Source organism: Microbacterium sp. AISO3, from assembly GCF_002204305.1.
GTDB lineage: Bacteria > Actinomycetota > Actinomycetes > Actinomycetales > Microbacteriaceae > Microbacterium > Microbacterium arborescens.
This window is the reverse complement of sequence record NZ_NHRF01000007.1, coordinates 117,783-144,614: the sequence shown is the minus strand read 5'-3', so window position 1 is coordinate 144,614 and position 26,832 is coordinate 117,783. Positions and strand designations below refer to the sequence as shown.

The following is a 26,832-nucleotide window of genomic DNA, read 5'->3' as shown; positions in this document are numbered from 1 at the left end:
CCCCAGGTTGTCGTGGAACAGCATAGGAACACTCGGGCGGTCACGGCGATGGGGAGTTCTCCCCATCCAGGAGTTGGTCGAGCCGGTCGAGGGCCGGTCGCTGACCCTTCACGAGCAGCTCGCGGGCGCGGCCGAGGTCGACCCACTCGACGCGGTCGACCTCCGGAAAGGATGCCGTACGCCCTGACCGCGGCGGCCACTCCATCTCGAACTCCCCGAAAACCGCACCCGAGACGTCGAGATCGGCGCCGTCGACGACGAACACCGTGATGCGCTTGCCCGACGAGTACGAGAAGGTGCCCAGCTCGGCGTACTCGCCCTCGGGCGGTTCGAGCCCGAGCTCTTCGCGGAACTCGCGGCGGGCCGCGTCCAGCGCCGCCTCGCGGTCGGGGTCGTACTCGCCCTTGACGATCGACCAGGCTCCGGCATCCTTGGCCGACCAGAACGGCCCGCCCATGTGTGCGACGAGCGCCGACACCGTGCCGTCCGCAGCAATGCGGTAGGGCAGGATGCCGGCGCTCGTCGTGACCACGATCAGCCCGGATCAGGCCGGGCGCGTCTTCGGCGAGACGTTGTCGGTCTCGGCCGGGTCGGTCACCGCGACGCCGGCGAGGGCGTCGTTGATCGCGTCGTACGCCGACTGCTCGAGCTTGAGGCCCGAGGCCTTGACGGTGTCCTCGAGCTGCTCCGGGCGCGAGGCGCCGACGAGCGCCGCCGCGATGTTCTCGTTGTGGAGCACCCACGCGAGCGAGAGCTGCGCGACGGTGAGGCCCGCCTCGTCGGCGATCGGCTTCAGCTTTTGGACGGCCGTGAGCACCTCGTCGTTCAAGAAGCGCTTGATGAAGTTCGCGCCGCTCTTCTCGTCGGTCGCGCGCGACCCCTCGGGCACGGGCTGACCGGGCTGGTACTTGCCGGTCAGGACGCCCTGCGCGAGCGGCGACCAGACGATCTGCGAGATGCCGAGCTCCTGCGAGGTGGGGATGACCTTGCCCTCGATGACGCGCCACAGCGCCGAGTACTGCGGCTGGTTCGACACGAGCTGGAAACCGAGCTGCTTCGCCAGGGCGTGCCCCTCGCGCAGCTGCTCGGCGGTCCACTCGCTGACGCCGATGTAGAGCGCCTTGCCCTGGCGGACGATGTCGGCGAAGGCCTGCATCGTCTCTTCCAGCGGCGTCTCGTAGTCGTACCGGTGCGCCTGGTAGAGGTCGACGTAGTCGACGCCGAGACGGCGGAGCGATCCGTTGATGCTGTCGAAGATGTGCTTGCGCGAAAGCCCCTGATCGTTCGGGCCCTTGCGGCCGGTCGGCCAGTACACCTTGGTGAAGATCTCGAGCGTCTCGCGGGGCTGGCCCTTCAGCGCATCGCCGAGGACGACCTCCGCTGCCGTGTTCGCGTAAGCGTCCGCGGTGTCGAACGAGGTGATGCCGAGGTCCAGCGCCTTGTGGACGGTCGCGATGGCCGCGTCGTTCTCCACCTGCGACGCATGCGTCACCCAGTTGCCGTACGTGATCTCCGAGACCTTGAATCCACTGTTGCCGAGGTAGCGATACTCAACCATGGGAAAACGCTACCTCCCGGTGGGTCCGGACGGGCCGGAGTTGCGTCTTATGACCTCAACCCGCAGGAACGGTGTCGGCCGCGCGCTGGTCGTCCTCGGTCGCCACGAGCTGACCGCATGCGCCGTCGATCTCCTTGCCGCGCGTGTCGCGGAGAGTCGTCGGTATGCCGGCCTCGTTGAGCCGTCGCACGAACTCGTCCTGCACCTCGGGCTCGGACGAGGTCCAGATCGAGCCGGGCGTGGGGTTCAACGGGATCGGGTTCACGTGCACCCACCCCCGACCGCGGGCGTTGAGCTTCTCGGCGAGGAGGTCGGCGCGCCACGCGTGGTCGTTCATGTCCTTGATGAGGGCGTACTCGATCGACACCCGCCGGCCCGTCTCATCGAAGTAGGCCTTCGCGGCGTCGAGCGCCTCGTCGACCTTCCAGCGTGAGTTGACGGGGATGAGCTCGTCGCGCAGCTGGTCGTCGGGGGCGTGCAGCGAGAGAGCGAAAGTGACGGGGATGTCCTCCTTCGTCAGCTTCTGGATCGCGGGCACGAGGCCCACCGTCGACACCGTGATGCCGCGGGCGCTCATGCCGATGCCGTGATCCTTGTCGACCATCGTGCGCACCGCCTGCATGACGCGGGCGTAGTTCGCCAGCGGCTCGCCCATGCCCATGAAGACGATGTTCGTGACGCGCTCGCCCTCGTGCCCGACCTTGCGGGGATCGCCGAGGCCTCCGTCCGCGATGAGACGGTTCGCCCGGACCACCTGCTCGATGATCTCGGCGGCCGACATGTTGCGGGTCAGGCCCGCCTGGCCCGTCGCACAGAACGGGCAGTTCATGCCGCATCCGGCCTGGCTCGACACGCACAGCGTGATGCGGCCGGTGTAGCGCATCAGCACCGACTCGACGAGGGCGCCGTCGTGGAGCTTCCACAGGAACTTGATCGTGTCGCCGCGGTCGGTCTCGAGTCGGCGCACCTCGGTCAGCAGCGGCGGCAGCAGACCCGCGACGAGCTCGTCGCGCCCCGCGGCGGGCAGGTCGGTCATCTCCGCGGCATCCGAGGTGAAGTGACGGAAGTAGTGCTTCTCGAGCTGCTTGGCCCGGAAGCCCGGCATGCCGAGCTCCTTGACCTTCTCGACGCGCTGCTCGGGGGTGAGGTCGGCGAGGTGGACGGGCGGCTTGCCGCGCTTCGGGCTCGCGAACTGGAGGAGGGGGCGACCGGACTCGTCCTTCTGCTGCGACCACCCCTCGGTCGCGGGGCGCACCTGGCGCGGCTTGGTGGAGCGCACGCGCGACGCGGTCTCGCGCACGGACGACGCGGTCTCGCGCACGGGATCAGAATCGGTCATATGATCCAGGGTACCGGCGCCGGCTGCGCGAAGGCTGGCCGCCGGCATTCGCCGTGCCCGGCGGCCCCCGACCCCTCCCGCCCTAGACTTCAGCCATGAACCTCGACGACGTCGCTCCGCCCCCGCGCGGCACCGTCGTGCACAAGGTGCTGAACAACAACGTCGTCATCACCCTCGACGAGCACGGCCGCGAGCGCGTGCTCATGGGGCGCGGACTCGGATTCCAGCTGAAGCCCTCCGACACCCTCGACCCCGACAAGGTCGAGAAGACCTTCATCCTCGATGCGGGGGATGCCGGTGACCGCGAGCGGCAGCTGCTGACCGACGTTCCCTATCCGGTCGTCGAAGCCGTCACTCGCGCCGTCGACGAGGCCGAGCGCCGTCTCGGCCACCACCTCGACCGGTTCTTCACGATGGCCGTCATCGATCACATCCAGTTCGTGCTCGAACGGCTCGACAACGGCATCCGGATCCCCGCGACCAACATGCCCGAACTGCGCGTGCTGCATCCCCACGAGTTCTCCGCGGCGCAGCGCATGGCCACCGCGATCTCCGAGTCGCTCGATCGCGAGCTGCCCGACGAAGAGGCCGTGTTCCTCACGATGCACCTGCTCAACGCGACTCGTGACGAACCCAACGGCACGGCGGCCCTTCTCTTCCGCCGTCTGCAGCACGTCGTCATGACGGTCGAGAACGGCCTCGGCGTCAAACTCGACACCGACAGCCCCGACTACGCGCGCTTCATCCTGCACATCCAATTCCTGCTGCAGCGCCTCGTCTCCAAGACGATGCTGCGCAGCGCCGACACCTCGTTCTTCGAGTTCGCCAAGCACAGCTATCCCCGGTCGTACGCGATCGCGGAGGAGGTCAAGGCCTACGTCCGCGCCGCGACCGAGTCGGAGCTGACCGACGAGGAGCTGCTCTACGTCATCGTCCACGTCGAGCGCCTCGCGACGCAGGTCGGGGCGAACGGCACTGGCGAAGACACCACACGCGTGGTACCGTGACCCTCGCAGGGCGTCGCTGCCCTGTGGAAGTCTCCGGATTGTTACCGCGGCAGCGGGCAAAACCTGAACTCACATCGCTTTGATCGGCGGTGAACGAGTTCAGGTTTTTTTGTTGCCCGGAAACGGGATGCGGCGGCTTCCTCCACCCGAGTGCCGCGATGCTGCGGCAGAAAGCGAGCAGTCCCGATGGATTACTCGAAGACCGCGGCCGGCGTCCTGGAGGGCGTCGGCGGCGAGGAGAACGTGAACTCCCTCGTCCACTGCGCGACGCGTCTGCGTTTCGTGCTGAAGGACGAGTCGAAGGCGAACACCGCCGCCGTCAAGGCCGTGCCCGGCGTCGTCACCGTCGCCCAGGCCGGCGGCCAGTATCAGGTCGTCATCGGCAACGACGTCCCCGACGTGTTCGCCGAGATCGGCAAGATCTCGAAGTTCGGCGCCGGCTCCGACGCCGCGGCATCCGAGGGCCCCAAGGGCAACCTCTTCAACCGCTTCATCTCGATGATCTCGGCGATCTTCACGCCGCTGCTGTGGGCCCTCGCGGGCACCGGTCTGCTCAAGGCGTTCCTCGCTGCGGCGGTCACGTTCGGGTGGATCACCACCGACAACTCGACCTACGCGGTGCTCAACGCCCTGTCGGACGGCCTCATCAACTTCCTGCCGATGGCGCTCGCCTTCACCGCGGCGCGCTACTTCAAGGCCAACGAGTTCACCGCCTTCGCGATCGCGGCAGCGCTGCTCTACCCGACGATCACCCCGCTCGTCGGGGTCGAGGGCCTGACCTTCTTCGGCATCCCCTTCACGATGGTCACCTACGTCTCGAGCGTCATCCCGATCATCGTGATCGTCTGGCTGCAGAGCCACGCCGAGAAGTTCCTCTACGCGAAGCTCCCGGGCGCGGTGCGCCGCTTCGTCACCCCGATGATCGTCGTGCTCATCGCCGTCCCGATCGTCTTCGTCGTCATCGGTCCGATCTCCGCGATCCTCAGCGGCGCGCTCGGCAACGGCATCGGCTGGGTCTTCGAGAACGCGCCGTGGGCCGGCGGCGCCATCATGGGCGGCTTCTGGCAGGTCTTCGTCATCTTCGGTCTGCACTGGGGTCTCGTGCCGCTGTTCACGCTGGAGTACCAGACCACCGGTCAGATCCTGCTCATCGGCCCCGTGTTCGCGGCCGTCCTCGCGCAGGCCGCTGCCGTCGCCGGTGTGTGGGTGCGCGCCCGCAACAAGAACCTCAAGTCGCTCGCCGCCCCCGCAACGCTCTCGGGCTTCCTCGCCGGCATCACCGAGCCCGCCATCTACGGCATCAACCTGCCGCTCAAGCGCCCCTTCGCCTTCGGCATCGTCGGCGGTGTGATCGGTGGCGCCATCATCGCGATGGGCGGCGTGTTCTCGACGGCGTTCGTCGTGCCCTCCGGGCTGGCCCTCCCGGCCCTGTTCGGCAACGGCAACATGGTCATGCTGATCATCGGACTCGCCGCCGCGATCGTCATCCCGTTCCTGCTCACCGCGATCGTCGGATTCACGGAGCCGGAAGAGGATGCCGCACCGGCCGCGGCCCCCGCGGCATCCGGCAACGACGTCGTCGTGCTGAGCCCCGTCGACGGCACGGTCGTGCCGCTGAGCGAGACTCCCGACGCCGCCTTCGCCGAGGGCAGCCTCGGAGACGGCGTCGCGATCAAGCCGCGTTCGGGCGCCGTGTACGCCCCGTTCGACGCAACCGTCGCAGCCGCGTTCCCGACCGGTCACGCGATCGGCCTCCGTCACGCCGACGGCGCCGAGGTGCTCATCCACATCGGCATCGACACGGTGAAGCTCGCGGGCGCGCACTTCGACGTCAAGGTCACCACCGGCCAGGAGGTCAAGGCCGGCGACCTGCTCGTCGAGTTCGACGGCGACGCGATCGAGCGTGCGGGCTACGACCTGACGACGCCCGTCATCGTCACCAACGGCGAGCTGTACCCCGCTCTGGCCGGCCAGGCGTCCGGCCCGATCGCGCACGGCGAGCCGCTGTTCACGGCGGTCTCGGTCGAGTCCGCGCTCGCGAACTGAGCGACACCCCGCGCGGAGGGGGCGCGGAACCGGACCGCGCCCCCTCCCCCACCCGTCCCGCCAGCCGCGGGACCAGCGATACACAGTCCCGCCACCTGCGGGCCAAGCGATACGAAACGAGAGAGCCATGAGCACCACCACCTTCCCCGACGGATTCCTCTGGGGCGGAGCGACCGCCGCGAACCAGCTGGAGGGCGCCTACGACGAAGGCGGCAAGGGGCTCTCGGTGCAGGACGTCATGCCCCGCGGCATCGTCGGCGCCCGCACCGACGAGCCGACCCCCGACAACCTCAAGCTCGTCGGCATCGACTTCTACCACCGCTACGCAGAAGACATCGCCCTTTTCGCCAAGATGGGCTTCAAGACCTTCCGCTTCTCCATCGCGTGGAGCCGCATCTTCCCGAAGGGCGACGAGACCGAGCCCAACGAAGAGGGCCTCGCCTTCTACGACCGCGTCCTCGACGAGCTCGAGAAGCACGGCATCGAGCCGCTCGTCACCATCTCGCACTACGAGACGCCGCTCCACCTCGCCGAGACCTACGACGGGTGGACCGACCGCCGCCTCATCGCCTTCTACGAGAACTACGCGCGCACCCTCTTCGAGCGCTACGGCGCCCGGGTGAAGTACTGGCTGACCTTCAACGAGATCAACTCCCTCCTCCACGCCCCCTTCATGTCGGGCGGCATCAACACCCCGAAGGACGAGCTGACCGAGCAGCAGCTCTACCAGGCGATGCACCACGAGCTCGTGGCCTCGGCCCGCGCGACGCGCATCGCACGCGAGGTCGCCCCGAACGCGCAGATCGGCTGCATGGTGCTGTCGATGCCCGTGTACCCGCTCTCGCCGTCGCCCGCAGACGCGCTGGAGGTCATGTCGTTCGACCACTCGAACCTCGTCTACGGCGACGTGCACACCCGCGGCGCCTACCCCGGGTACTTCCTGCGCACCCTCGCGGAGAAGGGCATCGAGCTCGACATCACCGACGAGGACCGCGACGACCTGACCAACACGGTCGACTTCGTGTCGTTCAGCTACTACATGTCGGTCGCCGCGACCGCCGACCCGGCGAAGAAGGTCACCGGCGAGGGCAACATCATGGGCGGCGTTCCGAACCCGACCCTCGAGGCGAGCGAGTGGGGCTGGCAGATCGACCCCGTGGGCCTGCGCCTCGTGCTCAACCAGTTCTGGGACCGCTGGCAGAAGCCGCTGTTCATCGTCGAGAACGGTCTGGGCGCGAAAGACCAGCTCGTCGAGGTCGACGGCGTCAAGACGGTCATCGACGACTACCGCATCGCCTACCTCAACGACCACCTCGTGCAGGTCGGCGAAGCGATCGCCGACGGCGTCGAGGTGCTCGGCTACACCTCGTGGGGCTGCATCGACCTGGTCAGCGCCTCGACCGCGCAGCTGAGCAAGCGGTACGGCTTCATCTACGTCGACCGCAACGACGACGGCTCGGGCACGCTCGAGCGCTACGAGAAGAAGTCGTTCGGCTGGTACGCCGAGGTCATCCGCACCAACGGCGCCTCGCTCACCCGCTGAGACGCCGACCCGACCGGGCGCGGTCGCGGGGCCCTCCTTCTGGCCCGCGACCGCGCCCTTCTCCGCATCCGAGAGGGGATCGCATGACTTCGTCCGACTTCCGCCGCCGCGCCGTCTTCCTCGATGTCGACGGCACGCTCCTGCAGGACGGCACCCACCTGCCCGAGTCCGCCGTCGCCGCCGTCCGCCGCGCGCGCGAGAACGGCCACCTCGTGCTGTTGAGCACGGGACGCGGCATGGCCGAGCTGCGCGGCCGCATCCTCGACATCGGCTTCGACGGCGCCGTCACGAACGGCGGCGCGTTCGCCGGCGTGGGCGACGAGCTGATCGTCTCGCGACTCATGACCGCCGCCGAGGTCGCGCGCCTCAGCGCCGCGTTCGAGGCACGCGGCATCCACTGGTACTACCAGTCCTTCGACCGTATGTTCGCGAGCCCCGGTCTGCCGGACCTGCTCGCGGACCGGCTCGAGCGCGACCGCGCCCGCCACGCCGACGACGCCCGGGCCGCGGGGGTCGACCCCGACGAGCTCGAATTCTTCAGCGTCGGCATGAAGACCTTCGACGACGAGGTCCACTTCTCGGATGCCGAGGTCGCCAAGGCCGTCATCCTCGGGCACGACGCGGACGCGGTCGCCGACCTGCTCGCCGAGCTCGCCCCCGACTTCGCCGTCGTCTCGGGCACGATCCCGCTGCCGGAGGGCAGTTCGGGCGAAGTGGCGCCGCGCGGCGTGAACAAAGGCGCCGCGATCCTGGAGGTGCTCGCCCACCTGGGCGTCGATCCCGCCGACGCGATCGGCATCGGAGACAACTGGAACGACGCCGAGATGTTCGAGGTGTGCGGCACCGCGATCGCGATGGGCAACGCCGCGCCGGAGGTGCAGGCCCTCGCCGACGAGGTGACGACGGCGATCGACGACGACGGGATCCACAACGCCTTCGTCCGCCACGGCCTCATCTGAGCCGGCGGGCAAGAGCGGCGATATCGTCGGGCGTGGTGCGGCAGCATCCGCCCACGATGCGCGCGCCGGCCCGGATCCAGTCTTCGGCCTCGGCCAGCGCGTGGCCCGGTTCGCCGGTCCAGACGCGCGAATCGGCATCCCACGACTCGGCGCTGTTCGGGTAGACGACGAACGGCACGGCTGCGGCCGACGTCAGGGCCGATGCCACGGCGGCCGGCGGGCAGCAGTTGACCCCGACGGCGACGACGCCCGGCACCCGCGAGATCGCGACGAGGGTCTCGCGCAGCGACGCCTCGTCGAACGCCGTGCTCGCCGCCGACAGCGCGACCCATGTCGGGATGCCGATGCCCTCGACCGCATGCGCGACCGCCTCAGCCTCGGTCGGGGAGGCGATGGTCTCGACCGCCAGCAGGTCGGGCTCGGCGGCGACGAGCGCATCGAGACGGCGACGATGCCAGCGCTCGAGCTGGGCGGCGGTGAGGCCGTAGTCGCCGGTGTATTCGCTGCCGTCCGCCCGCGTCGCACCGAACGGCCCGACGGATGCGGCCACCCGCACCTCCCGCCCCGCCTCAGCCCCGCCATCGCGGGCGACCCGCACCGACAGGTCCAGCAGTCGGCGGGTGCGAGCGGCGTCGAAGCCCGCCGCGGCCAGGTTGTCGAACCCGATCTGGTACGACGCCGTGGTGAGGATGTCTGCGCCGGCAGCGGCGAAACGGGCGTGCGCCGCGCGGACGTCCGCCGGAGCCTCCGACAGCACGCGCGCCGACCACAGCTCACCGGAGAGGTCGTGTCCTCCTGCCTCGAGGGTCGTCCCCAGACCGCCGTCCAGCAACAGCGGCCGGTCGGACAGAGCGGTCGCGACGTCGGACATGTCGCCACTCTAGATCGCCCCATTACGCTGGAGGGGTGACGTCGCAATCTCGCATCATCTTCCTCGACGTCGACGGCACCATCCTCGCGCACGGCGAGTCGATCGCCCCCTCGACGATCGCAGCGGTTCGCGCCGCGCGTGAACGCGGGCACCTCGTCTACCTCTGCACAGGACGCGCCGCCGGCGACATCAACCCCCGTGTGCTCGACATCGGCTTCGACGGCGCCATCTCCAACGGCGGGGCCCTCGCGGTCTCCGGCGACGAGACGGTGCTCGCCGAGCTGATGCCACGCGCCGCCGTCGAGCGCGTCATGGCCTACTTCGACGAGCAGGGCACGCGGTACTTCATCCAGTCTCACGCCGGGGTCTACGCGAGCGAGGGCGTGCGCTCTTTCATCGCCGACTTCATCAGCGAACGCCGGCGCCGTCACGCTGAAGACGTCTCCACCGTGGCCCTCGCCGAGGACGTCGTGGCCGCGCCGCGCTTCGCCCCGGTCGAGGAGGCCGATCTCGACCACATCGCCAAAGCGGTGTTCGTCAGCTCCGACCCCGACGCCGTCGAGAAGACCCAGCGAGCCCTCGGCGACGAGTTCCACGTGATACCGGGCAGCATGCCGCTGCCGACCGGGTCGAACGGCGAGGTCGGTATGCGCGGCACGAACAAGGGGACCGGCATCCAGGCGATGCTGAGCCATCTCGGCCGCGACGCCGCCGACGCCATCGGAATCGGCGACAGCTGGAACGACGTCGAGATGTTCGAGGTCTGCGGCACCGCGATCGCGATGGCCGAAGCCGACCCGCACCTCCAGCGCATCGCCGGCGAGGTCACCACCGGCGTCCTCGACGACGGCATCTGGAACGCCTTCGTCCGCCACGGCATCATCGACCCTGAGACGGCCGCCTGATGGCCCCCGAGGCCCGCGAGCACGACATCCGCCCCATCGACCCCGCCGACGCGGGTGAAGTGCTGACCCTGCAGCGCGCGGCGTTCGTGTCCGAAGCCCTCATCTACGACGCGGCCGACATGCCGCCCCTGACCCAGACCCTCGACGAGCTCCGGGCCGAGCTGCACGAGAACCTCGGCTGCGTCGCCCTCGACGACGGACGCATCGTCGGAGCGGCACGCGCCCGTCTCGACGGCGAGCTGCTGCTCATCGGCCGCATCGCGATCGCCCCCGACCAGCAGGGATCCGGTCTCGGCACCGCGCTGCTCGCCGCGGTCGAGGAACGCGGACGGCAGGCCGGTGCGCGCGAAGCCGAACTGTTCACGGGCTCGCTCAGCGAAGCCAACCTCCGCCTCTACGAGCGCGAGGGGTATGCCGAGTCCGAGCGCGTGCCGCAGGGCGACGGCACCTTCCAGATATTCCTGCGCAAGCCACTCGACTGATCGGCTGCGCCGGACGCGCGGTCAGCCCTTCGATGCGCCGCGACGGCGACGTCGCACGGGCTCGGCGGGCAGCCGTTCGGCCAGACGGGGCATCGACTCGACCCGCCCGCGCTCGACGTGGGCCGCTGCGAGCGCGAACGCGAGATCCGCGTGCCCACCGAGGATAGCCTCGACGATCTCGTCGTGCTCGTCCCATCGGCGCTCCGTGTCGCGCTCCGGGGTGAGGCGGAAGAGCCAGCGTGTGCGGCCCGTGAGCTGGCCGCTCATCCGCAGCAGAAGGCGGTGTCCGGCGAGCGCGAAGATCTCCTCGTGCAGATCGGAGTTGCGGGTCGACGCCGGCGCGTCCTCGTCGTGCGCGACGTGAGCGACCTCGAGGGCGGCGACCAGGTGGGTCGTGTCGGCGCCTGCCGCGGCGTTGCGGGCGGCGAGGGATGCCGCGAAGGGCTCGAGCTGCATGCGCATGTCGAACAGCTCGACGGCGTCGTCGAGCGTGAACGTGTGAACGATCGCGGCCCGCCGGTGCGACGACGACACGAAGCCCTCGGACTCGAGCAGCTGCAGCGCCTCGCGCACGGGCACCCGCGAGACTCCGAGCTGCAGGGCGACGTCACGCTCGCCGAGCTTGTCGCCCATCGCGATGTCGCCGGTGATGATCCGCTCCCGCAGGGCATGTGCGATGCGCCGCCCGGCGGCATCCGTCTCGTCATCCACCCGACCATCCTGGCAGGTCGGGCAGTCGGGGCGGGAATCGCCATCTGGTATCCCGGATGGTCCATTTGAAGCCTTGAAAGCGGCTCGAAGGCACGATTCGGTACGCCAAAGTGTCACGAGCGTAAGAGTTGTGTTGCGTGTTCGTTACGCGGCCCGGTCCGCGAGCCGCCGTGCCATAGCGTCCTGCTCGTGCTCCCCTTTCTCCTCCGCCGCCTCGGCCTCGCCGTCGCCACGATCTTCCTGGTGGTGACCGTCGGCTTCGTCCTCGGGCGCCTCACCGGCGCGCCCGGGGCGCTGCTCCTGCCCGACAACGCCTCGACCGCCGACGTCGACGCGCTCAACGCGCGCCTCGGTTTCGACCGGCCCGTCATCGTGCAGTACCTCGACTTCCTCGGCGGTCTGTTCGTCGGCGACTTCGGTGATTCGTACCGCCGGCACGAGTCGGCCCTCGGCCTCGTCCTCGAGCGCGTCCCGGCGACCGTCGAACTCGCCTTCTGGGCCTTCATCGCGGGCTTCGCCCTCGCGCTGATCGCCGCCCTCGCCATCCAGCTCACCGGCAGCCGCCTGCTGCGAGCGATCGTCGGCTGGAGCGGTGCCGTGCGGCAGTCGGTCCCCGATTTCTTCTTCGCTCTCCTGCTCGTGCTGGTCTTCTCGGTCCTGCTGGGCGTCCTGCCCTCGCTGGGCCGGACGAGCCCCGCCAGCCTGGTGCTTCCCGTCGTCACGCTCGCCACGGGCCAGTTCGTCATGTACCTGCGCCTCCTCGACGCCGCGCTGAGCGAACAGGCCGAACAGGACTACGTCCGCACCGCGTTCGCGCAGGGGCACAGCCGGGCGAGCATCCTGCTCACCCAGATGCTTCCCAACGCGCTCGCGCCCGTGCTCGGCATGGCGGGCCTGAACCTCGGCGGGCTCCTGGGCGGCACGGTCGTCGTCGAGGTGGTGTTCGCCTGGCCCGGCCTCGGCAGCCTCCTGACCGACGCCGTCAGCCAGCGCGACTTCCCCATCGTCCAGGCCGGCCTGCTGTTCGTGGCCCTGATGTTCGTGCTCGTGAACACCCTGGTCGACACCCTCGTCTCCCGCATCGACACCCGGACGGCTCACTCATGACCCTCACGCCCGTCGCTCCCGCGCCCGTCACCGCGTCACCCGCGACCGCCCCGCGTCCACCGCGTCTGCGCCTGCGCCCCTCGGCCGTCGTCGGGTTCACCATGATCGGGCTCGTCATCGCCCTCTCCGCGCTGCGCCCGGTGCTGCCGGGGTTCGATCCGATGGGGCAGGACCTCTCGCGGGCTCTGCTGCCGCCGTTGACGGACCCCGCCCACCCCCTCGGGACCGACCCGCTCGGCCGCGACCTGTTCAGCCGGGTGGCCCTGGCGTCGTCGGTCACCCTGGGGATCACCCTCGCGATCGTGGCCCTCAACGCCCTCATCGGGACGACCGTCGGGATCGTGTCCGGCTACTTCGGGGGCAAGGTCGAAGCCGGCCTCTCGGTGCTGTCGAACACGGTGCTGGCGATGCCCGTGGTGCTGCTGCTCATCGCCATCTGCGCCGTCGTCTCACCGAGCGCGGGCCTGACGATCCTCGTCGTCGGCTGCACCTGGTGGGTCGGCTACGCCCGCGTGATGCGGAACATCACGGCGGCGCTGCGAGGGCAGGACTTCGTCATCGCCCCGCTGACGCAGGGCGCCGACACCTTCTGGACCATCACGCGCCACGTGGTGCCCAACGTCTGGCCGCACACCCTCATCATCGCCGCCACGGACATCGCCACCATCGTCCTCATCGAGGCGTCGCTGGAGTACCTCGGGCTCGGCGTCCAGCCGCCCACGCCGAGCTGGGGCGCGATGATCTTCGACGGTCAGAAGTACCTGTCCACCGACCCCTGGCTGGTCGTCCTGCCCGGACTCGTCATGTTCCTCGCCGTCGCGGGAGCCCAGTTCGTCAGTCAGCAGTTCACCGCGGAGGCGCGCGGCGCCCTGCTGCGCAAGGGAGGCCGGCGATGACCGCATCCGTCCTGACCATCGAGGATCTGTCCCTCGAGGCCGTCACCCCCACCGGCCCGCGGCCGCTCGTGGCCGGCGTATCGCTCGACGTCGGGCGCGGCCGCGCGCTCGGGATCGTTGGCGAGTCGGGGTCGGGCAAGAGCCTCACCATGCTCGCGACGATGGGACTGCTGCCCGAGGGCGTTCGCGTGACGTCCGGCCGGATCCTCCTCGATGGACGCGACGTCACGGCGCTCACGGACCGCGAGCTGCGGTCGAGCCGGGGCCGCGTCGCGGCCATGATCTTCCAGGACCCGATGTCGTCGCTCAACCCGCTGCGCGCGGTCGGCGCGCAGGTGGCCAGCGCCGTGCGGGTCCACGCGCCCGGCCTCGGACGCGGCGCCGCCCGGCGGCGCGCGGTCGAGCTCCTCGAGTCGGTCGGGGTCCGCAACGCCGCCGAGCGGGCCGCAGCCCGGCCGCACCAGTGGTCGGGCGGGATGCGGCAGCGCGCGATGATCGCGATGGCGATCGCCCACGATCCCCTGCTGCTCATCGCCGACGAGCCGACCACGGCGCTCGACGTGACCGTGCAGGCGCAGGTCATGGCGCTGCTCGACGAGGTGCGCGAGCGCACCGGCTCGGCGCTCGCGCTCATCACGCACGACCTCGGTCTCGTGGGCGAGCACACCGACGACATCGCCGTCATGCGCGCCGGGAGCATCGTCGAACGAGGCGCGACCGCCGACGTGCTCGCCGCCCCGCGCGAGGAGTACACGCGGATGCTGCTCGCCGCCGTCCCGTCGGCGCACGAGCCGCCCGCGCGCGCGGCGGCCGTGGTGGTCGACGATGCTGCGGAGATCGCGTTGGAGGTGACCGACCTCGTCGTCGAGTACCCCGGCCGCCGCGGTGGCACCGTGCGCGCGGTCGACGGCGTCTCGCTGCAAATCCGCGCGGGCGAGACCCTCGCCGTGGTCGGCGAGTCCGGATGCGGCAAGTCCTCGCTGCTGCGCGCGATCCTCGGTCTCACCCCGGCAGCTTCGGGCCGCGTGACGATCGCGGGCACGGCCGCGGCACCCGCCATCTCCGGACGTTCCGCCGCGGAGCGCGCACGGGCGCAGATCGTCTTCCAGGACCCCTCGTCGGCCCTCGACCCCCGGGGCAGCGTCGCCGGCTCCGTGGCGGAGCCGCTGCGCGTGCGGCACGCGTACAGCCCGGACCGCGTCCGCGACCTGCTCGCGGGCGTCGGCCTCGACCCGTCGTTCGACGACCGGCTGCCCCGACGTCTCTCCGGCGGACAGCGTCAGCGCGTCGGGATCGCCCGCGCTCTCGCGCTCGACCCGGCGCTCGTGCTCCTCGACGAGCCGGTCTCGGCGCTGGACGTGTCGATCCAGGCGCAAGTGCTCGACCTCCTCCGCGACCTGCAGCGCGAGCACCGGCTCGCCTACCTCTTCGTCTCGCACGACCTGGGCGTGGTGCGCGGCATCGCCGACCGGGTCGTCGTGATGGAGGGCGGCCGCATCGTCGAGCACGGCCCCACGGAAGACGTCTTCACCGACCCGCAGCATCCCTACACCCGCACCCTCCTCGACGCCATTCCCCGTCTCACCGCTCGAAAGGCACTCACATGACCCGACACACCTCCCGGCGCGCCCTCGCCGGCGGATCCCTCCTCACCCTCGGCGCCCTCGTGCTCGCCGGCTGCGCCGGCGGGTTCGACTCCCCGTCCGGCGGCTCCGCCTCGGGGTCGGCCCAGACATCCATCACCGCCGCCCTGCCCACCGACCCGACGTCGATGGATCCCATCCGCTCGGGCGCTCTCGTGGTGCTGTCGGTGTTCTTCCACACGCACGACCAGCTCGTGAAGATCACCGCCGACGGCGAGATGGTGCCCAAGCTCGCGACCGACTGGACCGCGAACGCCGACCTGACCGAGTGGGAGTTCACCCTCCAGCCCGACGTCACGGCGAGCAACGGCGAGGAGATCACCGCCGACGACGTCGTGTTCTCGTACGAGACGATCCTCGGCGACCCGACGGGCGAGAACTACGCCTACCTCTCGTCGGTCGACCGCGTCGAGAAGGTCGACGACCTGACGGTGCGCTTCGTCCTGAAGCAGCCCTTCTCGGCGTTCCCCCGCAACACCTCGCTCATCTCGATCGTCCCGGCCGACACCTATCAGGAGATGGGTCCCGACGCCTACGCCCGCGAGCCGATCGGATCGGGCCCCTACGTCTTCGACTCCATCACCCCGGGCGTCTCGTACGACCTCGTCCGCAACGAGGACTACTGGGGCGAGTCCCCCGCCATCGAGACCATCTCGCTGCAGCCGGTCTCGTCCGCCGAGTCGCGCGCGAGCGGCGTGCTCTCGGGCGACCTCGACGTGGCCCAGATCGGTCCGACCCAGGTCTCGAGCATCGAGTCGGCCGGCAACGCGCAGGTGTTCTCGGCCCTGTCGAACGGCGTGGTCTTCCTCGGCGCCAACTCGACGGCCGGCCCGCTCCAGGACGTCCGCGTCCGGGAGGCCATCGGCCATGCGATCGACACGGAGGCGATCGTCGACTCGCTGCTGGCCGGACTCGCCGAGCCGGCGAAGGCGATGCTCGCCCCCGCCGTCGAGGGATACTCCGACGACGTCGATGCGATCGGCTACGACCCGGAGGCGGCGCGCGCGCTGCTCGCGGAGGCCGGGTACGACGGCACCCCGATCCCCTTCGACTACGCCACCGATGGCCGCATCCCGCTCTCGAGCGAAGTGGCCCAGAGCATCCAGGGCTATCTCGAGACCGTCGGCATCGCCGTCGACATGCGCGGCGCCGACCAGCAGAGCCACACGCTCAAGGTCCGCGGCAAGGAGATGCAGGGCATCTACCTGAACACGTGGGCTCCCTCCACCCTCGACGGCGACCTGCCCCTGACCGACTTCTACGAGCCGGCGGGCAACAACAACTACGCACTCGACCCCGCGACCACCGAGCTCGCCGAGCGCCAGCGCGGCGTCGAGGGCGCTGAGCGCGAAGACGTCTTCGCCGAGCTGCTCGGCTACAGCAACGAGCAGGTCTACTTCGTGCCGCTGTACGTCCCCGCCAACAACTTCGCCGCCGGATCGTCGCTGCAGTGGACCCCGCGCGCCGACGGCCTGTACGACTTCACCGAGACGAGCTTCGAATGACCCGCACCATCCTCTCCCGCGTCCGTCCCTGGGGCGGCGCGACCACCGATGTGATCGTGGACGGCGGTGTCATCATCGGCACCGCCGCCCCCGGCACCGCGGACACCACCGCCGCGGACGTCGTCGACGGACGGGGCCGGATCCTGATCCCCTCGTTCGCCGACGTCCACGTGCACCTGGACTCCACGCGCGTCGGCCTGCCGTTCCGCCCCCACACCGGTTCGCCCGGCGTCTGGAACATGATGCTCAACGACCGCCGCAACTGGCGCAAGGCCGAGGTCTCGATCGAGGAGCGGGTCGCGACGACCCTCGAGCGGGCGATCGCCCGCGGCACGACCGCCGTCCGGACATACGCGCAGGTCGACGTCGACGCCGGCCACGAACGTCTCGACGCGGTCGTCGCCGCGCGCGAGGCCAATGCCGGGCGCTGCGACGTCGAGATCATCGCGTTCCCGCAGGCGGGCCTGCTGCGCGAGGCGGGATCGGCCGACGTGCTCGATGAGGCCATGGCACGCGGCGCCGACGTCGTGGGCGGCATCGACCCCTGTGCGCTCGACCGCGATCCGGTGCGCCATCTCGACATCGTCTTCGGCATCGCCGAGAAGCACGGCGCCCCGATCGACATCCACCTGCACGAGCCCGATCAGCTGGCGAAGTTCTCGGCCGAGCTGATCATCGAGCGCACCCGCGCGACGGGGATGCAGGGGCGGGTCACCATCTCGCACGGGTACGGCCTCGGCCGCCTGCCCGAAGCGCAGCTGCGGCCGCTCCTCGACGAGATGCGGGAGCTCGACATCTCGATGGCGACGATAGCCCCGCCGACGGCGCTCCCGACGCTGATGCTGGCCGAGTACGGCATCCGGCTCGGACTCGGCCAGGACGGTCAGCGCGACTACTGGTCGCCCTACGGCAACACCGACATGCTCGACCGCACGTGGCAGCTCGCCTTCACCAACGGCTTCCGCCGCGACGAGGACATCGAGCACTGTGTCGCGATCGCCACGGTCGGCGGCCGCTCCGTCATGGGGCTGGCGCCGGGCCTGAACGGTGCGGCCGACCGCCCGGGGCTCGCCGAGGGAGATCCGGCCGACCTCGTGCTCGTGTCGGGCGACACGGTCACTGCGGCGGTCATGGACCGGTCCCCCGATCGCACCGTGCTCTACCGCGGCGTCGTCGTCGCCGACGGGCTCGAGCTCACCGGAGGGGTGACCGCGTGACCCTGCTTCTCGGGGCGTCCGAGCTGGAGTCCCTCGTCGACCGTGACGCCACCCTCGAAGCGGTGGCGCGGGCGTTCGCGGAGATCGCGGACGGCGGGGCGCACCAGCCCGGCCCCACCTCGATGGCGACGCCCGGCGACACGGGACGGTTCATCCTCATGGCAGCGGTCTCCGATGCGGCGGGCCTCGCGGGGGTCAAGCTGCTCGCCGACGTCCCCGACAACGCCGAGCGCGACCTGCCGACGCAGCGGTCGATGATCCTGGTCGTCGACCGCGCCGACGGCGCCCCGGTCGCGCTGCTGCACGGCCGCGTCCCGACGCGCGTGCGCACCGCGGCCGCGAGCGCCGTCGCCACCAGAGCCCTCGCCCGCGACGACAGCCGGTCCCTGGGCCTGCTGGGGGCGGGGGCGCTCGCCCGCGAGCATGTCCGCGCGCTGCGGACCGTGCGACCGTTCGAACGCCTCACCGTCTGGTCGCGCTCGGCCGCCACCGTCGCGCGCTTCGCCGCCGACGTCGAACGCTCAGGCGACTGGGACGGTGAGATCGTCGCGGCATCCTCGCCGCGCGAGGTCGTCGACGCCTCCGACGTCGTCTGCACGCTGACCCCGTCGGTGGAGCCGATCCTCTCCGGCGCGTGGCTGCGGCCGGGTCAGCACCTCAACGTCGTCGGGGCACGGCCGCGTGCCGACGAGCGCGAGGTCGACGGGGCCGCCCTCGCCCGATCCTCCGTGTGGGTCGACGACCGCGCGACGGCCGAGACCAAATCGGGCGACCTCCTCCTCGCCGTCGCCGAGGGAGCCCTCACCCTCGACGACGTCGTGGGGACGCTCGGCGAGGTGCTCACGGGTCGGGTGCGCGGCCGCGCCGGCCACGACGAGATCACCCTCTTCGACTCGGTCGGCATCGGCGCACAGGATGTCGCCGTGGCGGCCGTCCTGCTCGACGCTGCGCACGAGCGCGGCATCGGGACGCGCGTCGACCTCAACGCCTGAATCCGGCCGGTCGGAGCGGTCTCAGTCGAGGAACACGTCGGGGAACAGCTCGCTGTCCGGCGTGCCGGGAACCGCCGCATAGCCCGAGAAATCGGTCACGCCCGACGCCTCGAGCACATCCTCGACGATGAGCGTCCGGCCCGTGTACTCGCGCGCGGGCCGGACGAGCACCTCGTAGGCGGCATCCGCGTAGATCTCCGGCGTGCGGCTCGCGGCCATCATCCGGTCGCCGCCGAGGGAGTACTGCACCGCCGCCGTCGCGATCGTCGTCCGGGGCCAGAGCGTGTTCGCGGCGATCCCGTCGCCGGCGAACTCCGCCGCGATGCCGAGGGTCGCCATCGTCATACCGTACTTCGCCAGCGTGTAGCCGGTGTGCGCGCCGAGCCACTTCGGCGAGAGGTTGAGCGGGGGCGACAGCGAGAGGATGTGCGGGTTCGCGGCATCGCGCAGCACGGGGATCGCGGCCCGCGACAGCAGGAACGTCCCGCGCACGTTGACAGCCTGCATCAGATCGAAGCGCTTCGTGCCGAGCTCCAAGGTGCCCGAGAGGTCGATGGCCGAGGCGTTGTTCACCACGATGTCGATGCCGCCGAACTCGCCCTGCGTCTTCAGCACGGCCTCGGTGATGGAGTCCTCGTCGCGCACGTCGCCGACGATCGGCAGCGCCTGACCCCCCGCCGCGACGATCTCGGCGGCGGCGGTGTGCACCGTGCCCTCGAGCTTCGGATGCGGCTGGTCCGTCTTGGCGAGCAGCGCGATGTTCGCGCCGTCGCGCGCGGCTCGGAGCGCGATGGCCAAGCCGATGCCGCGGCTTCCGCCCGACATCAGCAGCGTCTTGCCCGCCAAGGGCTTCGCGTCGGTCATCGGTTCTCCTCGGTTCGGGTGCGGCGAGCGGATGCGGCGGCGAACGCGTCGATGCGAACGCGCGCCTCGGGGGTGTCGAAGCGCGTTCCGATCGTCCGCGCCTCGTCGTCGAGGTTCTGGGCGAGAGTGCGCCCGGCGCCCTCCCGGACGAGGCGCTTGGCCTGCCCGAACGCGGTCGTCGCGCCGTCCAGCCAGGCTGCGGCGAGCGCCTGCGCGCGAGCTGCCGGATCATCGACGACCTCGGCGATGAGCCCCCAGTCGAGCGCGGTCGCGGCGTCGAGCGCCGTGTCGTGGAGCAGCAGCTGCAAGGCCCGCCGCTGGCCGATCGCGGCCGGGAGCAGGGTCGACACGCCGAGGTCGGGAGTGAGCCCGATGTTCGCGTACTTGCTGACGAAGACCGCCGACGGCGATGCGACGATGTAGTCGGCGACCAGCATGATGCCGAGCCCTCCCCCGGCGACCGCACCCTGCACGGCGGCGACGATCGGCACCGCCGCGGTGGTCAGCGACGTGATGCCGTCGTGGATGACGCGGGCCGTCTCGGTGACCGCCGTGCCGCCCATCCCGGAGGTCGACATCGACACGACGTCGCCGCCGGCGCAGAAGGCGCGGCCCGCGGCATCCAGGATGACGGCCCCGATCGACGCGTCGGCCGCGACCTCGGCGGCGACCTCGCGCCAGCGGACGGCCATCTCGGCGTCGACCGCGTTGAGGGAGGCCGGACGGTTCAGGGTGATGCGCGCGAGCGCGCCCTCGCGCCGCAGCAGGACGGTGTCGGATGCGGTGTCGGATGCAGTGTCGGTCATCGTGGTGCCATTCTGATCGCGCCGTCGAGACGGATCGTCTCGCCGTTGAGGTAGTCGTTGTCGACGATGTGGGCGGCGAGCGCGGCGAACTCCTCGGGCGCTCCCAGCCGCTGCGGGTACGGCACCTGCTCGCCGAGCGAGCGCTGCGCGGCATCCGGCAGCCCGGCCATCATGGGGGTCTGCATGATCCCGGGGGCGATGGTGCAGACGCGGATGCCGTAGCGCGCGAGCTCCCGGGCGATCGGCAGGGTCATCGCGTGCACCGCCCCCTTCGACGCGGCGTAGGCCGGCTGCCCGATCTGGCCCTCGAAGGCGGCGACGGAGGCCGTGTTGACGATGACGCCGCGGGCGCCGGTCTCGGTCGGCTGGGTCCGGGCGATCGCCGCCGAAGCCTGGGCCACGACGTTGTAGGTGCCGACGAGGTTGATGCGGATGACGCGCTCGAAGTCCGGCAGCGGCGTGGGGTGTCCTTCTCGGTCGAGCACCTTGGCGGGCGGCGCGATCCCGGCGCAGTTGACGACGACCCGCAGAGGCGCGGTCTCGCCGGCTGTCTCGACGGCCGCGGCGACCTCGCCCGGATCGGTGACGTCGACCGGCGCGAACCGGCCGCCGATCTCGGCTGCGACCTCGGGCCCGGATGACCCCGGGAGGTCGACGATCGTGACGTGGGCGCCGGCGGCGGCGAGGCGCCGCGCCGTGGCCGCACCCAGGCCGCTGGCGCCGCCCGTGATGAGGGCGGAGACTCCCGCGATCTGCATGTGTTCTCCTTCGAACTCGCCCCTCCACCCTAGAACGTCGACAGGCTGAGCCGCCGTTTCGCCGGAGTCGGGCGGGAGACCGGGGCGGGTACGACGGAGTGGGGTGGGAGCAGGCAGGATGATGCTGTGACCCTGCTGCCGCCGGATGCCCCGGTTCCGCCGGACGTCTCCGCTCGGCTGCGACTGCTCACGGGCGGTGCGGGCGCGACGCCGCTGTGGCGCAACACCATCGGGGGTGTGACATTCCGCACCGACGACGGCCGCGTCGTCAAGATCGGTCCGCGGAACCTCGAGACGTCCATGCGCGCCGAGTCGGAGCGCCTGCGATGGGCCGCGCGGTACACGCCGGTTCCCGAGGTGATCGAGACCGGTGAGGATGGCGACGCCGAGTGGCTCGTGACCCGCGCACTGCCCGGCCGGTCGGCTGTCGATCCCCGCTGGGTCGAGGAGCCCGCCACCGCCGTGCGCGCGGTCGGCGAGGGACTGCGCGCCCTCCACGACGCCCTGCCGGTCGCCGGCTGCCCGTTCGACTGGGGTGTCGAGCATCGGCTGCGCACCGCAGCGGCCCGCGGCCTCGACGTACCGGCATCCCTCCACGCGGCGCCCGAGCCCGATCTTCTCGTCGTCTGCCACGGCGACGCCTGCTGCCCGAACACCCTCGTCGACGACGACGGGCGGTGGCTCGCGCACGTCGACCTGGGGGCCCTCGGCGTCGCCGACCGGTGGGCCGACATCGCCGTCGCGGCGATGAGCACCGAGTGGAACTACGGCGCCGGCTGGGAGGACGCGCTCATCGCCGCCTACGGCGTCACCCCCGACCCCGAGCGCCTGGCCTACTATCGGTCGCTGTGGAACGAGACCTGACCTGGCGCATCGTCGACGTCGCCTACGACGATCCCCGCGCCCGTGACCTGCGCCGACAGCTCGACGACGACCTCGGCGCCCGGTACGACGGCTTCCACGGCGACGAGCCAGACGAGCGACGCCGCGCCCGCGCCCGCGCGCTCGCGACGCACCCTGACGAGATCGTCACGACGCTGATCGCCCTCGTCGCCGAAGCCGGCGCGGACGAGGCCCCCGCGGGGCACGTCATCCTGCGCCGGCTCGGCGACGAATGGGAGATCAAGCGGCTCATCGTGGCACCCGCGTTCCGCGGGCTCGGCATCGCGCGCGCCCTCATGTCGGCCGCGCTCGATGCCGCCCGAGCAGACGGTGCGGAACGGGTGATCCTCCAGACCGGGCTCCAGCAGCCCGAGTCCCTCGCGCTCTACTCCTCGATGGGCTTCAGCCGCATCCCGGTCTACGAGCCCTATGCCGAGACGATGCCTCGCTCGGTCTGCTTCGCGCTCGCGCTCTGACCGCGGCCTCAGCGGACGTCGTCGTCGACCCAGTCCATCGACTTCGTCACGGCCTTCTTCCACAGCCGCAGCTGGCGCTCGCGCTCCGGGGCGTCGTCGTTCGGCGTCCAGCGCTTGTCCTCCTGCCAGTTGGCCCGCAGCTCGTCGAGGTCGTTCCAGAACCCGACGGCGAGACCCGCGGCGTAGGCGGCACCGAGCGCGGTGGTCTCGGCGACGACCGGTCGCACGACGGGAACGCCCAGGATGTCGGCCTGGAACTGCATCAGCGTGTCGTTGGCGATCATGCCGCCGTCGACCTTCAGCTCGGCCAGGTCGACGCCGGAGTCGGCGTTGACGGCATCCAGGACCTCACGCGTCTGGAAGGCCGTCGCCTCGAGCGCCGCCCGCGAGAGGTGCCCGCGGTTCGCGTAGCGCGTGAGCCCCACGATCGCGCCGCGGGCATCGGGCCGCCAGTACGGGGCGTACAGGCCCGAGAACGCGGGCACGAAGTAGACGCCGCCGTTGTCCTCGACCGACAGCGCGAGCTTCTCGACCTCGGGCGCCGTGGCGATGATTCCGAGCTGATCGCGCAGCCACTGGATGAGCGACCCCGTGACGGCGATCGATCCTTCGAGCGCGTAGTGGGTGGGGCCGTCGCCGAGCTTGTAGCCGATCGTCGTGAGCAGACCGTTCTCGGACCGCACGATCTCGGTTCCGGTCTGGAAGATCAGGAAGTTGCCGGTGCCGTAGGTGTTCTTGCTCTCGCCGGCATCGAAGGCCGCCTGCCCGAAGGTCGCAGCCTGCTGGTCGCCGAGGATGCCGGCCACCGGCGTCTCGCGCAGCAGCGACGTGTCGCGAGCCTCGCCGTAGACCTCGCTGGAGGAGCGGATCTCGGGCATCATCGAGCGCGGCACCCCGAAGTCGGCCAGGATGTCGTCGCGCCATTCGAGGGTCTCGAGGTCCATGAAGAGCGTGCGCGACGCGTTCGTGACGTCGGTCGCGTGGATGCCGCCCGAGGGGCCACCGGTGAGGTTCCACAGCACCCAGGTGTCGGTCGTGCCGAAGATGAGATCGCCGGCCTCGGCCTTCTCGCGCGCACCCTCGACGTTCTCGAGGATCCAGACGATCTTGGTGCCCGAGAAGTAGGTCGCCAGCGGCAGACCCACGATGTCCTTGTACCGCTCGACACCCTTGTCACCGGCGAGCCGGTTGACGATCGGCTGCGTACGCGTGTCCTGCCAGACGATGGCGTTGTAGACGGGGATGCCGGTGTTCTTGTCCCAGACGACGGCGGTCTCGCGCTGGTTGGTGATGCCGATCGCGGCGATGTCGTGGCGGGTGAGGTTGGCGCGACCGAGCGCGATGCCGATGACCTCGCGCATGTTGTCGCGGATCTCGATCGGGTCGTGCTCGACCCAACCCGCCCGCGGCATGATCTGCTCATGCTCCTTCTGCCCGACGGAGATGATCGAGCCCTTCTTGTCGAAGATGATCGCGCGGCTCGAGGTCGTGCCCTGGTCGAGGGCGATGATGTAGTCGGTCATGATGTGACGTCCTTGTCTGTTCGCGTTGTCGGTTCGGTGGGGAGGGTCAGGCGAGGCCGAGCAGGGCGCCGGCAGCGAGTGCCGCGAGCGTACCGCCGATGAGGGGTCCGACGACGGGAACCCACGCGTACGACCAGTCGCTCGATCCCTTGCCCTTGATCGGGAGCACGGCATGCGCGATGCGCGGGCCGAGGTCGCGGGCGGGGTTGATCGCGTACCCGGTGGGACCGCCGAGCGACGCGCCGATGCCGACCACGAGGAGGGCGACCGGCACCGCGGTGAGGGGGCCGAGCGAGCCCGGCGTGCCGATCTCGATGTCGCCGTAGTCGGCGAACCCGAAGATGACGAACACGAGCACGAAGGTCGCGATGATCTCGGTGACGAGGTTCCAGCCGTAGGCGCGGATGCCGGGGCCGGTCGAGAAGACGCCGAGCTTGTTGGCCGGGTCGGGCTCGGCGTCGAAGTGGTCGTGGTAGGCCAGCCAGCAGAGCACGGCGCCGAGGAAGGCGCCGACGAACTGGGCGGCGATCGCGACGAGGAACTGGACGAACTCGATCTTCCCGCCCACCAGGAGCCCGATCGAGACCGCCGGGTTCAGCTGAGCGCCCGAGTACGACGACACGAGCACACCGGCGAACACCGCCAGGCCCCAGCCCCAGTTGATCATGAGCGTCCCGCCGCCGAGACCCTTCGACTTGGCGAGGATGACGTTGGCGACCACGCCACCGCCGAGCAGGAGCAGCATCGCCGTTCCCACGAGCTCCGACACGAAGTAGAGCCCGAGATTGATGTCGTGCATGTCAGCGTCGACCTTTCTGCAGAATCATCGCGCGGCGGCGTCGCCGTGCGAGAGGGCGGCCCGAGGGTGATCCGGCGTCGGGCCTCGCCGGGTCTGTGAGCGCGTCAGGCGGGGAGAGGCGCGAGGCGCGACGTGCGGACGTCGATGCGGTGGGCCTCTTCGAGTGCCTGCGCGGCCTCCTCGACCTGAGCGCGGACGGTCTCCGCGTCCCAGCCGAGCACCGGAGCGGCCGCTTCGGCGACCTCGGTGAGGGTCTCCATCGAGACACCGCCGACGAAGGCGATCGAGGTGCGGCGCAGCAGCAGGTCCATGAGCGTGACAACCTCTTCGCGCTCGGCGAGGAAGGCGATCTCCTCGACGGAGTAGCCGGGCGCGTGCCCGAGCTCCTGCTGAGCGACCGGGAGCGCGGCGAGCACCTCCTGCGCGTAGGTGCCGTAGCGCTCGAGCATGCGATCGGCGAACTCGGCGGAGTGCGCACCGCGGTGGGCCTCGATCCAGCGCCGACGCTGAGCGACGCTGCGGGGGTAGCCGGCACCGCCGCCGATCGCGAGGTCGGTGGTCGCGACGCGGCGCGGGCGCCGCATCAGCTCGAGGACGTCGGTGGCGAGGTGCTCGGCGAGAGCGCGGAAGGTCGTCCACTTCCCACCGACGAGGCTGAGGACGGGCACGTCGCCGAGACGGTCCTTCTCGATGCGGTAGTCGCGGGAGACGAAGCCCGGAGCGAGGTCGTCGTGCCGCGGGAGGGGACGGATGCCCGAGAACGTGTAGACGATCTGCGAGCGGTCGACGGCGATGTCGGGGAAGACCTGGCCGATCAGATCGAAGAAGTAGTCGATCTCGTCGTCGGTGCAGACCGTGGGGCGGCTCGGGTCGGCGTCGATGTCGGTCGTCCCGACCATGACCCGACCCTTGAGCGGGTAGATGAGGACGATACGGCCGTCCGCGGCCTCGAAGAAGATCTCGTTGCCGCCGGTCGCCTCGAGCAGCGAGGTGTTGTCGAGGACGATGTGCGACCCCTTCGTGCCGCCCATGAAACGGGTCGGGGTGCCGAGCGCGCTGTTGGTCAGATCGGTCCAGGGGCCGCTGGTGTTCACGACGACGTCGGCCGTGAACGGGAACTCCTCTCCCGTGACGTCGTCGCGGATGATCACCGACGACCCGTCGGCGCCCACGACCGGAGCGTAGTTCGCCGCGCGGGCGGAGTCCTCGCGTGCGCCGTCGCGCAGCACGTCGAGCGCGAGGCGCTCGGGATCGTGCATCGAGGCGTCGTAGTAGGTCGCGGTGTAGCGGAACCGCTCGTCGAGCTCGGGGAACTGCGTCCGCGAGCTGCGGCGGCCGCGGAACCGGTGACGAGGCACCGACCCGCCGTCGCGCGAGAAGGTGTCGTACATGATCAGACCGACCTTGATCAGCAGCGCGCCGCGCTCGCGCGGCTTGCCGCGACCGTGCGTCACGAGCAGCCGGAACGGGGCGGCGAGGATGCCCGAGAAGGTGCGATGGATCGGGATCGTCGTCGGCAGCGGCTTGACGAAGTGGGGCGCGTTGCGCACGAGACGGTTGCGCTCGGTCACCGACTCCTTCACGAGACGGAACTCGCCGTTCTCGAGGTAGCGCACACCGCCGTGGATCATGTGGCTCGACGCGGACGATGCGCCGCTGACGTAGTCGCCGCGCTCGACGAGTGCCACGTCGACCCCCTGGAGGGCGAGGTCGCGGAACGTCGCGATCCCGTTGATGCCTCCGCCGATGACGAGGACCTCGGCATGGGGGCGCTCGCGCAGGGCTCGGATGTTCGCTCGGGTGGTCGGCGTCGACTCGGTCATACTGCATCCTTTTCCACGGCTGTCCCGATCTACACTGGGGTCCACCGCACGAATGCGCAACGGTCATGCACGAACGTGCACCGGCGCTGCGGCGATGCACGAACGTGCAGGACGGATGAC

General features: G+C 70.5%; 25 protein-coding genes. 14 read left to right on the top strand and 11 right to left on the bottom strand.

All coding sequences use genetic code 11. From position 1 onward, the window contains the following. Window positions 1–40: 40 nt before the first annotated feature. Genes CBF90_RS11820 through rlmN form a run of 3 tightly spaced genes read right to left on the bottom strand, consistent with a single transcriptional unit; the run spans window position 41 to window position 2,897 of the window. Window positions 41–532 (bottom strand): NUDIX domain-containing protein, encoded by a 492-nt coding sequence (locus CBF90_RS11820; RefSeq protein ID WP_023952678.1) that lies wholly within the window; start codon window positions 530–532, stop codon window positions 41–43. 12 nt (window positions 533–544) lie between these two features. Next, window positions 545–1,558 carry an aldo/keto reductase family protein gene (locus CBF90_RS11815; protein WP_088380681.1) on the bottom strand — a complete coding sequence of 338 codons (1,014 nt, stop codon included), beginning with the start codon at window positions 1,556–1,558 and terminating at the stop codon, window positions 545–547. 55 nt (window positions 1,559–1,613) lie between these two features. Further along, window positions 1,614–2,897, bottom strand: coding sequence for a 23S rRNA (adenine(2503)-C(2))-methyltransferase RlmN (rlmN, locus tag CBF90_RS11810; protein ID WP_023952682.1), 1,284 nt, complete (start codon window positions 2,895–2,897; stop codon window positions 1,614–1,616). A gap of 95 nt (window positions 2,898–2,992) precedes the next feature. On the opposite strand from rlmN, the gene CBF90_RS11805 reads away from it, so the two are divergent. The 4 genes from CBF90_RS11805 (at window position 2,993) to CBF90_RS11790 (ending at window position 8,452) form a co-directional block, all read left to right on the top strand. Beyond that, window positions 2,993–3,904 (top strand): PRD domain-containing protein, encoded by a 912-nt coding sequence (locus tag CBF90_RS11805; RefSeq protein ID WP_071918593.1) that lies wholly within the window; start codon window positions 2,993–2,995, stop codon window positions 3,902–3,904. Window positions 3,905–4,090: 186 nt separating this feature from the next. Then, window positions 4,091–5,950 carry a beta-glucoside-specific PTS transporter subunit IIABC gene (locus tag CBF90_RS11800; RefSeq protein WP_071918594.1) on the top strand — a complete coding sequence of 620 codons (1,860 nt, stop codon included), beginning with the start codon at window positions 4,091–4,093 and terminating at the stop codon, window positions 5,948–5,950. A 127-nt stretch (window positions 5,951–6,077) separates the two neighbouring features. After that, a complete protein-coding gene (locus CBF90_RS11795; protein WP_023952689.1) occupies window positions 6,078–7,493 on the top strand; it encodes a glycoside hydrolase family 1 protein in 1,416 nt (471 codons plus the stop codon). Between the two features lie 83 nt (window positions 7,494–7,576). After that, window positions 7,577–8,452: an HAD hydrolase family protein gene (locus CBF90_RS11790; protein ID WP_023952691.1), complete on the top strand. Its 876-nt coding sequence runs from the start codon at window positions 7,577–7,579 to the stop codon at window positions 8,450–8,452. Here CBF90_RS11790 and mmuM read toward each other — a convergent pair. Then, window positions 8,445–9,323, bottom strand: a complete 879-nt coding sequence (gene mmuM / locus CBF90_RS11785; protein ID WP_088380680.1) for a homocysteine S-methyltransferase — start codon at window positions 9,321–9,323, stop codon at window positions 8,445–8,447. The two genes, CBF90_RS11790 and mmuM, sit on opposite strands and share 8 nt — an antisense overlap. A gap of 35 nt (window positions 9,324–9,358) precedes the next feature. Between mmuM and CBF90_RS11780 the strand changes: the two genes are divergently transcribed. Beyond that, entirely contained in the window at window positions 9,359–10,228 is an 870-nt protein-coding gene (locus CBF90_RS11780; RefSeq protein ID WP_023952695.1) for a Cof-type HAD-IIB family hydrolase, read from the top strand. Next, window positions 10,228–10,710, top strand: coding sequence for a GNAT family N-acetyltransferase (locus tag CBF90_RS11775; RefSeq protein ID WP_064956323.1), 483 nt, complete (start codon window positions 10,228–10,230; stop codon window positions 10,708–10,710). The genes CBF90_RS11780 and CBF90_RS11775 overlap by 1 nt, the downstream gene beginning before the upstream one ends. Window positions 10,711–10,731: 21 nt before the next feature. On the opposite strand, the gene CBF90_RS11770 is transcribed toward CBF90_RS11775, so the two are convergent. After that, on the bottom strand, window positions 10,732–11,421 hold the full coding sequence (locus CBF90_RS11770; RefSeq protein WP_023952699.1) for a GntR family transcriptional regulator: 690 nt from the start codon (window positions 11,419–11,421) through the stop codon (window positions 10,732–10,734). A 189-nt stretch (window positions 11,422–11,610) separates the two neighbouring features. Here CBF90_RS11770 and CBF90_RS11765 point away from each other — a divergent pair, with 189 nt between their 5' ends. Genes CBF90_RS11765 through CBF90_RS11740 form a run of 6 tightly spaced genes read left to right on the top strand, consistent with a single transcriptional unit; the run spans window position 11,611 to window position 18,781 of the window. Further along, window positions 11,611–12,528, top strand: coding sequence for an ABC transporter permease (locus tag CBF90_RS11765; RefSeq protein ID WP_172407832.1), 918 nt, complete (start codon window positions 11,611–11,613; stop codon window positions 12,526–12,528). After that, complete coding sequence (locus tag CBF90_RS11760) at window positions 12,525–13,424, top strand: ABC transporter permease (RefSeq protein WP_088380677.1); 900 nt, start codon at window positions 12,525–12,527, stop codon at window positions 13,422–13,424. Before CBF90_RS11765 ends, CBF90_RS11760 begins: the two co-directional genes overlap by 4 nt. After that, window positions 13,421–15,031: an ABC transporter ATP-binding protein gene (locus CBF90_RS11755; RefSeq protein ID WP_088380676.1), complete on the top strand. Its 1,611-nt coding sequence runs from the start codon at window positions 13,421–13,423 to the stop codon at window positions 15,029–15,031. Before CBF90_RS11760 ends, CBF90_RS11755 begins: the two co-directional genes overlap by 4 nt. Next, window positions 15,028–16,572, top strand: coding sequence for an ABC transporter substrate-binding protein (locus CBF90_RS11750; RefSeq protein WP_088380675.1), 1,545 nt, complete (start codon window positions 15,028–15,030; stop codon window positions 16,570–16,572). Before CBF90_RS11755 ends, CBF90_RS11750 begins: the two co-directional genes overlap by 4 nt. After that, a complete protein-coding gene (locus CBF90_RS11745) occupies window positions 16,569–17,789 on the top strand; it encodes an amidohydrolase family protein (RefSeq protein WP_088380674.1) in 1,221 nt (406 codons plus the stop codon). Before CBF90_RS11750 ends, CBF90_RS11745 begins: the two co-directional genes overlap by 4 nt. Beyond that, complete coding sequence (locus CBF90_RS11740) at window positions 17,786–18,781, top strand: ornithine cyclodeaminase family protein (protein WP_088380673.1); 996 nt, start codon at window positions 17,786–17,788, stop codon at window positions 18,779–18,781. The genes CBF90_RS11745 and CBF90_RS11740 overlap by 4 nt, the downstream gene beginning before the upstream one ends. Before the next feature lie 21 nt (window positions 18,782–18,802). On the opposite strand, the gene CBF90_RS11735 is transcribed toward CBF90_RS11740, so the two are convergent. From CBF90_RS11735 to CBF90_RS11725, 3 genes are read right to left on the bottom strand one after another with little or no spacing between them, the layout of a single operon-like run. Next, a complete protein-coding gene (locus tag CBF90_RS11735) occupies window positions 18,803–19,645 on the bottom strand; it encodes an NAD(P)-dependent oxidoreductase (RefSeq protein WP_088380672.1) in 843 nt (280 codons plus the stop codon). Next, the gene (locus tag CBF90_RS11730) at window positions 19,642–20,451 is read right to left on the bottom strand and encodes an enoyl-CoA hydratase/isomerase family protein (RefSeq protein ID WP_088380671.1); all 810 of its coding nucleotides are present in this window, start codon (window positions 20,449–20,451) and stop codon (window positions 19,642–19,644) included. The genes CBF90_RS11735 and CBF90_RS11730 overlap by 4 nt, the downstream gene beginning before the upstream one ends. Beyond that, window positions 20,448–21,209, bottom strand: coding sequence for an SDR family NAD(P)-dependent oxidoreductase (locus tag CBF90_RS11725; RefSeq protein WP_088380670.1), 762 nt, complete (start codon window positions 21,207–21,209; stop codon window positions 20,448–20,450). Before CBF90_RS11725 ends, CBF90_RS11730 begins: the two co-directional genes overlap by 4 nt. A 135-nt stretch (window positions 21,210–21,344) precedes the next feature. On the opposite strand from CBF90_RS11725, the gene CBF90_RS11720 reads away from it, so the two are divergent. Next, a complete protein-coding gene (locus tag CBF90_RS11720; RefSeq protein ID WP_172407833.1) occupies window positions 21,345–22,073 on the top strand; it encodes an aminoglycoside 3'-phosphotransferase in 729 nt (242 codons plus the stop codon). Continuing rightward, complete coding sequence (locus CBF90_RS11715) at window positions 22,058–22,567, top strand: GNAT family N-acetyltransferase (RefSeq protein WP_023952719.1); 510 nt, start codon at window positions 22,058–22,060, stop codon at window positions 22,565–22,567. Before CBF90_RS11720 ends, CBF90_RS11715 begins: the two co-directional genes overlap by 16 nt. Before the next feature lie 8 nt (window positions 22,568–22,575). Here CBF90_RS11715 and glpK read toward each other — a convergent pair whose 3' ends face one another. From glpK to CBF90_RS11700, 3 genes are all read right to left on the bottom strand, one after another. After that, a complete protein-coding gene (glpK, locus tag CBF90_RS11710; RefSeq protein ID WP_023952720.1) occupies window positions 22,576–24,090 on the bottom strand; it encodes a glycerol kinase GlpK in 1,515 nt (504 codons plus the stop codon). A 46-nt stretch (window positions 24,091–24,136) separates the two neighbouring features. Then, the gene (locus CBF90_RS11705) at window positions 24,137–24,889 is read right to left on the bottom strand and encodes an MIP/aquaporin family protein (protein ID WP_023952721.1); all 753 of its coding nucleotides are present in this window, start codon (window positions 24,887–24,889) and stop codon (window positions 24,137–24,139) included. Window positions 24,890–24,993: 104 nt separating this feature from the next. Further along, window positions 24,994–26,712 (bottom strand): glycerol-3-phosphate dehydrogenase/oxidase, encoded by a 1,719-nt coding sequence (locus CBF90_RS11700; protein WP_064956334.1) that lies wholly within the window; start codon window positions 26,710–26,712, stop codon window positions 24,994–24,996. Window positions 26,713–26,832: the final 120 nt, after the last annotated feature.

Bases quoted from the DNA above. Each gene is read 5' to 3' on its own strand.
- CBF90_RS11700 (WP_064956334.1), bottom strand. From the start codon at position 26,712: ATGACCGAGTCGACGCCGACCACCCGAGCGAACATCCGAGCCCTGCGC.
- CBF90_RS11760 (WP_088380677.1), top strand. From the start codon at position 12,525: ATGACCCTCACGCCCGTCGCTCCCGCGCCCGTCACCGCGTCACCCGCG.
- CBF90_RS11800 (WP_071918594.1), top strand. From the start codon at position 4,091: ATGGATTACTCGAAGACCGCGGCCGGCGTCCTGGAGGGCGTCGGCGGC.
- CBF90_RS11805 (WP_071918593.1), top strand. From the start codon at position 2,993: ATGAACCTCGACGACGTCGCTCCGCCCCCGCGCGGCACCGTCGTGCAC.
- CBF90_RS11735 (WP_088380672.1), bottom strand. From the start codon at position 19,645: ATGACCGACGCGAAGCCCTTGGCGGGCAAGACGCTGCTGATGTCGGGC.
- CBF90_RS11795 (WP_023952689.1), top strand. From the start codon at position 6,078: ATGAGCACCACCACCTTCCCCGACGGATTCCTCTGGGGCGGAGCGACC.
- CBF90_RS11775 (WP_064956323.1), top strand. From the start codon at position 10,228: ATGGCCCCCGAGGCCCGCGAGCACGACATCCGCCCCATCGACCCCGCC.
- CBF90_RS11815 (WP_088380681.1), bottom strand. From the start codon at position 1,558: ATGGTTGAGTATCGCTACCTCGGCAACAGTGGATTCAAGGTCTCGGAG.
- CBF90_RS11705 (WP_023952721.1), bottom strand. From the start codon at position 24,889: ATGCACGACATCAATCTCGGGCTCTACTTCGTGTCGGAGCTCGTGGGA.
- CBF90_RS11730 (WP_088380671.1), bottom strand. From the start codon at position 20,451: ATGACCGACACTGCATCCGACACCGCATCCGACACCGTCCTGCTGCGG.
- mmuM (WP_088380680.1), bottom strand. From the start codon at position 9,323: ATGTCCGACGTCGCGACCGCTCTGTCCGACCGGCCGCTGTTGCTGGAC.
- CBF90_RS11725 (WP_088380670.1), bottom strand. From the start codon at position 21,209: ATGCAGATCGCGGGAGTCTCCGCCCTCATCACGGGCGGCGCCAGCGGC.
- glpK (WP_023952720.1), bottom strand. From the start codon at position 24,090: ATGACCGACTACATCATCGCCCTCGACCAGGGCACGACCTCGAGCCGC.
- CBF90_RS11750 (WP_088380675.1), top strand. From the start codon at position 15,028: ATGACCCGACACACCTCCCGGCGCGCCCTCGCCGGCGGATCCCTCCTC.
- CBF90_RS11755 (WP_088380676.1), top strand. From the start codon at position 13,421: ATGACCGCATCCGTCCTGACCATCGAGGATCTGTCCCTCGAGGCCGTC.
- CBF90_RS11745 (WP_088380674.1), top strand. From the start codon at position 16,569: ATGACCCGCACCATCCTCTCCCGCGTCCGTCCCTGGGGCGGCGCGACC.
- CBF90_RS11790 (WP_023952691.1), top strand. From the start codon at position 7,577: ATGACTTCGTCCGACTTCCGCCGCCGCGCCGTCTTCCTCGATGTCGAC.
- rlmN (WP_023952682.1), bottom strand. From the start codon at position 2,897: ATGACCGATTCTGATCCCGTGCGCGAGACCGCGTCGTCCGTGCGCGAG.